Origin of the sequence: Umezawaea sp. NPDC059074 (assembly GCF_042738955.1) — a bacterium.
Classification (GTDB): Bacteria; Actinomycetota; Actinomycetes; order Mycobacteriales; family Pseudonocardiaceae; genus Umezawaea.
In genome coordinates this window covers 1-7,053 of record NZ_JBHYHC010000245.1, presented here as the reverse complement: position 1 = coordinate 7,053, position 7,053 = coordinate 1, and the positions used below count along the sequence as shown (strand labels likewise).

Here is a 7,053-nt window from a genome sequence, read left to right as displayed (position 1 = left end):
GATTTCGGCCTTAAACTGGTTGTCGGGCGGGACTCTTTATGGACCGCCTTTTGAGCCCGACCAAGGCCGAAATGAGGGGTCCCCATGTCAAATCGGCCACAGCACGCTGGAAATCGCAGCCACTGACCGACCCCGCTGGGACCGGCGGTCACCGGGAGGGCCCGGCTGGGACCGGCGGTCACGGCGAGAGTCCGGCTGGGATCAGCGGTCACCAGCGGAACCCCGCTGGGACGGGGTGGTCGCTGGATGGGCCCAGCTGGGACCGGCAGTCACGGCAACGGCCCCACTGGGATCGCCGATCACTGCAAGAGCCCGGCTGGGACGGGCGTCCGCTGGGGAGAGCTCGGCTGGGACCGCCGGTCAAGGGAAGAATCCCGCCGGGATCAGCACCCACAAGAACCCCAACACCCGCCAAAGCCGAAACCCGCCCGCCACCCCCGCCGACGACCGGGCCCCAACCCACACCCACCCTCACAACTTCCCCAACCACTCCTCAATCCGGTCCGGGTTCGCCTCGGCCCATCTCTTCGCCGCCTCTTCGGGCCGCATCTTGTACACGTCCATGAAACTCGCCACGGTGTTCTGCTCGGTGTTCGTCCACTGGAAGTTCTTCACCAGCTGATACCCCGGCCCACCGCTGTCCGCGAACTTCTTGCTCACGATCTTGTCCAACGCGTACCCCGGATAGTCACAGGCGACCTTCGCCGGATCCGCGTCGCACCCAGGCTTGTACGGCGGCAGGTTCACCTTCACCAGTCGCAGGTCCAGGTGCAGCCACTGCGGTTCGAAGAAGTACCCGATGAGCGGTTTCTTCTGCTCCTCCGCGGTCTGGAACGCCTTGATCAGCTCCAGTTCGCTCCCCGCGTACACCACCTTGTAGTCCAGGTCCAGGTTCTTGATCAGCGCCTCGTCGTTCGTCACGAACGACGGATCGCCGTCGAGCAGCTGGCCCTTGCCCCCGGATTCCGAGGTCTTGAACAGGTCGGCGTACTTGTTCAGGTTCTTCCAGTCGGTGATGTCCGGGTGTTCTTTCGCGAGCCACGGCGGCACGTACCAGCCGATCACGCCCGCGTTGCCGCTCGGGCCGACGACGACGGCTTTCTTCTCCTCGTCGACGTACTTCTTCTTCAGGTCGTCGTGGCCCCAGTTCTCCAGGATCACGTCCACCTCGCCGGACGCGAGGCCTTTCCACGACTCGTCCTCGGTGAGCTCCTTGAGGGCGACCTTGCAGCCCAGTTGCGTCTGGGCGAGGTAGGACACGACCGCGGCGTCGGCCTTGTAGCCGATCCACGGGTTGACGGCGATGGTGATCGTGCCGCAGTTCGTCGGCTTGGGCGCGGCGGTTCCGGTGGCGGCACCGGTTCCGCCCGCTTCAGTGCAGCCGGTCGCCCCGAGGACCAGCGTGAGCACGAGCGCCGACCACCGCACGCGTCTGCGCGCGGTGAACCTTGTCGGTAACACCTTGTTCGAACCTCCAGAGGGCAGCGTGCTTGGAGCGGAGGCGGCGGCGACCTGCGCTGGACGGGGAAGTCACGACCGGGGCGGGCGAAGGGGCCGCGGCGCGTCGTCGCACGCGCTGGGTTCACCCTCGGGCCACCACGGCGGGATCACCACCGCGGCCGGTCGGCAAGCACTTGATCTCTTGGTGCGCGACACAGCATTGACGCTCGCGGTGTCCCTCGTCAAGCGTGGGAACGCCCGTTTCCAGCACTTCAGGGGGCTGTAATTCCCGTTTTACCGGGAAGAGGTGGGAGGACCGGATCGGTGGACGTCTCTACGGATTCGATCAAGAACCCGCACTGTCCACTGTGGATCTTCGGTGATCGGAACGGGTGGTCCGGGGTGTGTCGGCCGAATGCTCGTGACGTTAAAGTCGCGCGACCGTGACGTCATGACCTTGACGGGGCTGCTACCGGGGTCAATGCTGTCGCGCATCCAGAAACGAAGTGCGCAATCCGCAACAAGCGCACAGTTTGGAGAGTCGTACGTGACGGCCCAAGACGTCGAGGTCGGTTCGGTCGGTGTGGAGCGTCCCGACCCGGTCATCTCTGTTCGGGATGTGTGGAAGGTTTTCGGCCCGAAGGCCGAGTCGGTGCCGAAGTCCCCGGAGCTGTGCGCGCTGTCGCGGCGCGAGCTGATGGACCGGACCGGGTGCACGGCGGCGGTCCGCGAGGTCGGGTTCGACGTGGCGCCGGGCGAGGTGTTCGTCGTGATGGGACTGTCCGGATCCGGCAAGTCGACCCTCGTGCGCTGCCTGACCCGGCTCGTGGAGCCCACGTCGGGCCAGGTGCTGTTCGAGGGCGAGGACATCCTCGCGGCCGACGAGAAGAGGCTGCGCGAACTGCGCAGGCGCAAGTTCTCCATGGTGTTCCAGCACTTCGGCCTGCTGCCGCACCGGCGGGTGCTCGACAACATCTCCTACGGCCTGGAGATCCGCGGCGTCGGCAAGGCCGAGCGCGCGAAGCGGGCCATGGAGGTCGTCGAACTGGTCGGGCTGAGCGGCTACGAGAAGTCCTACCCCGACCAGCTCTCCGGCGGCATGCAGCAGCGCGTCGGGTTGGCACGGGCGCTCGCGGGCGACCCGGACGTCCTGCTGTTCGACGAGCCGTTCTCCGCGCTCGACCCGCTGATCCGCCGGGACATGCAGAACGAGGTCGTCCGGCTGCACCGCGAGGTCGGCAAGACGATGCTGTTCATCACCCACGACCTCGCCGAGGCGCTCAAGCTCGGCGACCGCATCCTGATCATGCGCGACGGCAAGGTCGTGCAGGTCGGCACCGGTGACGAGCTGGTCGGCGCACCGGTGGACGACTACGTGCGCGACTTCGTCCGGGACGTGCCGAAGGCGAACGTGCTGACGCTGAAGTGGATCATGCGCGATCCGCGTCCCGACGACGTGCTGGACGGCCCCGAGCTGGGCCCGGACGTCGTGGTGCGCGACGCCACCCGCGCGGTGCTCGCGGCCGCCGCGCCGGTCAAGGTCGTGAAGGACGGCGAGCTGCTCGGCATCGTCGGCGACGAGGAGATCCTCGCCGTCGTGGCGGGCCAGGAAGCGGACGCCTGATGGCGGCCGTAGCGGTGTCCGGTGTGGACGTTCGCCGCCCGAGCCGCGGCGTGGTCGTCGCGCTGGTCGTGGCCCTGTGGCTGGTGTTGTGGGCCCTGCTCAAGGGTCTGCACACGCTCGCGCTCGGCCCGGCCCAGCTCACCCCGCTGCACCAGAGCCTCAACGACCTCAACGACGCCGTCGGCGCGGGCCGCAACTCCAACCCGCTGTTCCTCTACTTCTTCAACGAGATCCGGCTCGTCATCGACGAGTTCGTGGTCTTCCTCCAGTCCTTGATCTCGCAGCCCGCGTTCGGCAGGCCGCTGCCGCTGATCGGCTGGCTCGGCGTGGTCGCGCTGGTGGCGTTCGTGTCCTACGCGGCGGGCGGCTTCCGGGTCGCGCTGCTGGCCGCCGCCGGGTTCACGTTCCTCGGCTTCCAGGGCCTGTGGCAGGAGAGCATGGACACGCTCGCCCTGACGCTGGCGGCGGTGGTCATCGCGCTGCTGTTCGGCATCCCGATCGGCGTCTGGGCCGGGCTGTCCGACCGGTTCAACAAGATCATCACGCCGGTCCTCGACTTCATGCAGACGATGCCGACGTTCGTCTACCTCGCGCCGCTGACGCTGTTCTTCCTCATCGGCCCGGCGTCCGCGACCATCGCCACGCTGATCTACGCGGCCCCGCCCGCGATCCGGCTCACCGCGTACGGCATCCGCAACGTCCCCGGCGACACCGTCGAGGCCAGCGAGTCGCTCGGCGCGACCCGCGGCCAGACCTTGACGAAGGTCCTGCTGCCCACGGCGAAGCGCACGATCGTCCTGGGCGTCAACCAGACGATGATGGCCGCGCTGTCCATGGTCACCATCGCCGCGCTGATCGACGCGCCCGGCCTCGGCAAGACCGTCGTCAAAGCCCTGCAAACGCTCGACGTCGGCACCGCGTTCAACGCGGGACTGGCGATCGTCGTGCTGGCCATCGTGCTGGACCGCGTCACGACGGCGGCGGGCACGCGGGTCGAACGCGCCCGGCTGAACCGCAACCCGTTGGCCGCCAAGGTCCGCACCGGTGGACTGGTCGGCGGGGGAGTGCTCACCGCCGTGGCGATCTGGCTGTCCTACACCTACGTGTGGGCCGCGGAGTTCCCCATCGACGTGGAGATCGGCAGCTCGATCGCCAAGGGCGTCGCCACCGCCACGGACTGGGTGCAGACCAACCTGTCCGGGATCACCAACGGCCTCAAGGACTTCGTGACGCTGGTCCTCGTCGACCCGTTGCAGTCGGTGCTCACCGGCTCGCCGTGGTGGCTCGTCTCGGCCGCGGTCGTCGCGATCTCCGTGGTGCTGGGCGGGATCCGGGCCGCCATCGCCTCGGCGGTGTGCCTCGGCCTGCTCGTCGCGACCGGCCTGTGGCAGGACGCCATGGCCACGCTCGCGTCCACGCTCGTCGCCACGGCCGCGACCATGGTCCTCGGCGTCGTGATCGGCGTGTGGATGGGCCGCAGCTTCCACGCCGACCGGATCATCCGGCCGGTCCTCGACGCGGCGCAGACCATGCCCGCGTTCGTCTACCTGGTGCCGTTCCTCGCGCTGTTCGCGGCGAGCCGGTTCACCGCCATCGTCGCCGCGGTCGTGTTCGCGGCGCCGGTCGCCATCAAGATCGTCGCCGACGGCATCCGCGCGGTGTCGCCCACGACGGTCGAGGCCGCCACGGCTTCCGGGTCGAGCACGTGGCAGACCATCACCAAGGTGCAGCTGCCCATGGCGCGGCAGGCACTGGTCCTCGCGACCAACCAGGGGCTCATCTACGTGCTGTCGATGGTCGTCGTCGGCGGACTGGTCGGCGCGGGCGCGCTCGGCTACGACGTGGTGGCCGGGTTCTCGCAGGGGCAGCTCTACGGCAAGGGACTCGCGGCCGGGCTGGCCATCGTCGTGCTCGGGGTGCTGCTCGACCGCCTCACGCGCGCCGCGGCGGCACGCTCCGGGCGGGTTTGACCCAGTGGACGCGCTGCCTTCGAGGCGGCGGAACGAGGAGGTTCGATCACGTGGTTCGGTACGGGAAGACCGGCGTGGGCGTCGTGCTCGCCTGCGCGCTCGCGCTGGCGGGGTGCGGCGGCGCCAAGGTCGGTGACACCGGCAGTGCCCAGTCCGGGTCGACCGGCGACTGCGGGACGTTCAACATCGCGGTGAACCCGTGGGTGGGCTACGAGGCCAACGCCGCGGTGCTCGCCGAGGTGGCCGAGAAGCAGCTCGGGTGCAAGGTCACCAAGAAGGACCTCAAGGAAGAGGTCGCCTGGCAGGGCTTCGGCACCGGCGAGGTCGACGCGGTGGTCGAGAACTGGGGCCACGACGACCTGAAGAAGAAGTACATCGACGAGCAGAAGACCGCCGTCTCGGCGGGGTCGACCGGCGTGCAGGGGCAGATCGGCTGGTACGTGCCGCCGTGGCTCGCGAAGGAGCACCCGGACATCACCGACTGGAACAACCTCAACAAGTACGCCGACCTGTTCAAGACCTCGGAGTCCGGCGACAAGGGCCAGCTGCTCGACGGCGACCCCTCGTTCGTCACCAACGACGAGGCGCTCGTGAAGAACCTGAACCTCAACTTCAAGGTCGTCTACGGCGGCAGCGAGACCGCGCTCATCCAGGCGTTCAAGCAGGCCGAGGAGAAGAAGACGCCGCTCATCGGCTACTTCTACTCGCCGCAGTGGCTGCTGTCGCAGGTCAAGCTGGTCAAGGTCAAGCTGCCCGCCTACGCCGCGGGCTGCGACGCCGTGGCCGAGTCGATCGCGTGCGACTACCCGGACTACGACCTGGACAAGATCGTCAGCAAGAAGTTCGCCGACGCCAACGGGCCCGCGTTCCAGCTGGTGAAGAACTTCAAGTGGACGAACGACGACCAGAACCTCGTCGCGAAGTACATCGCCGAGGACAAGATGTCGGCGGACGCGGCGGCCAAGAAGTGGGTCGACGCGAACGCGGACAAGGTCAAGGCCTGGCTGCCCTCGGGCACCAAGTAAGACGGGTTGAACGCTCGTTGGGTTGAACGCTCGCCGAACACCATCCGTATCCCCACTATGGAGGTGGGACCAGTGCGGATCCGTGCTTGGTGGACGTTCGCGGTCGCGGTCCTGTTCACGGTGCTCGCCGTCGGGACCGCGACCGCGCACGGCTCGGTCGTCTCCCCGGTCAGCCGTGCCGCCGCGTGCGGCGTCGACGGCCCGCAGCCCGCGCCCGCGGCCTGCACGGCGGCGCTGTCGGCCAGCGGCCCGAAGGCCGCGACCGAGTGGGACAACATCAGGATCGCCAACGTGAAGGGCAAGGACCGCGAGGTCGTGCCCGACGGCAAGCTGTGCAGCGCGGGCCTGCGCGAGTACGCGGGCCTCGACCTGGCCCGCGCCGACTGGCCGACCACGACGCTGGACACCACCGCGCCCGCGCGGATCACCTACCGGGCGACCATCCCGCACAAGGGCACGTTCCGGCTGTACCTGTCCAAGGACGGCTACCAGCCCCAGGCCGCGCTGCGCTGGCAGGACCTGGAGGAGCAGCCGTTCCTCACCGTCACCGACCCGCCGCTGGTCAAGGACGGCTACGTGCTGCCCGGCAGGCTGCCGCAGGACAAGACCGGCAGGCGGATCATCTACACGATCTGGCAGAACTCGGACACTCCCGACACGTACTACTCGTGCTCCGACGTGACCCTGGTCGCCAAGTCCGCCGCGGGCACGCCCCCCGCCGGCCAGCAGTCCGCGGCCGCTCAGGCCGCCGACCCCGGCCGACCCAAGCCCGGCTCCCTCGGTGAACCGCAGGCCGCCGCCCAGGCCCCGGAGGTCGACCGGCTCGCGGCCGTGGCCGCCAACAAGGGGATCCTGATCCCGGCGGGCATCGTGGTCGTGGGAGCACTCCTCATCGGCGCCGCCCTGTTCTGGCGGCGACGGGAGAGCGCCGCCGCCCAGCGCCGCGAGGGCCGCGTGGGCTGTGTGGGCTGTGTGGGCCGCGTGGGCTGTGTGG

At 68.8% G+C, this 7,053-nt stretch carries 5 protein-coding genes; 4 read left to right on the top strand and 1 reads right to left on the bottom strand.

Features of this window, described 5'->3' with window-relative positions:
- Positions 1–471 precede the first annotated feature (471 nt).
- On the bottom strand, positions 472–1,461 hold the full coding sequence (locus tag ACFWW9_RS45285) for an ABC transporter substrate-binding protein (RefSeq protein ID WP_390389714.1): 990 nt from the start codon (positions 1,459–1,461) through the stop codon (positions 472–474).
- Between the two features lie 526 nt (positions 1,462–1,987).
- On the opposite strand from ACFWW9_RS45285, the gene ACFWW9_RS45280 reads away from it, so the two are divergent.
- The 4 genes from ACFWW9_RS45280 to ACFWW9_RS45265 form a co-directional block, all read left to right on the top strand.
- Complete coding sequence (locus ACFWW9_RS45280; protein ID WP_390389712.1) at positions 1,988–3,064, top strand: glycine betaine/L-proline ABC transporter ATP-binding protein; 1,077 nt, start codon at positions 1,988–1,990, stop codon at positions 3,062–3,064.
- On the top strand, positions 3,064–5,034 hold the full coding sequence (locus ACFWW9_RS45275) for an ABC transporter permease (RefSeq protein WP_390389711.1): 1,971 nt from the start codon (positions 3,064–3,066) through the stop codon (positions 5,032–5,034). Before ACFWW9_RS45280 ends, ACFWW9_RS45275 begins: the two co-directional genes overlap by 1 nt.
- Before the next feature lie 50 nt (positions 5,035–5,084).
- Positions 5,085–6,059 carry an ABC transporter substrate-binding protein gene (locus ACFWW9_RS45270; RefSeq protein ID WP_390389709.1) on the top strand — a complete coding sequence of 325 codons (975 nt, stop codon included), beginning with the start codon at positions 5,085–5,087 and terminating at the stop codon, positions 6,057–6,059.
- A gap of 72 nt (positions 6,060–6,131) precedes the next feature.
- On the top strand, positions 6,132–7,053 hold a 922-nt coding region (locus ACFWW9_RS45265), incomplete at its 3' end, for a lytic polysaccharide monooxygenase (protein ID WP_390389706.1).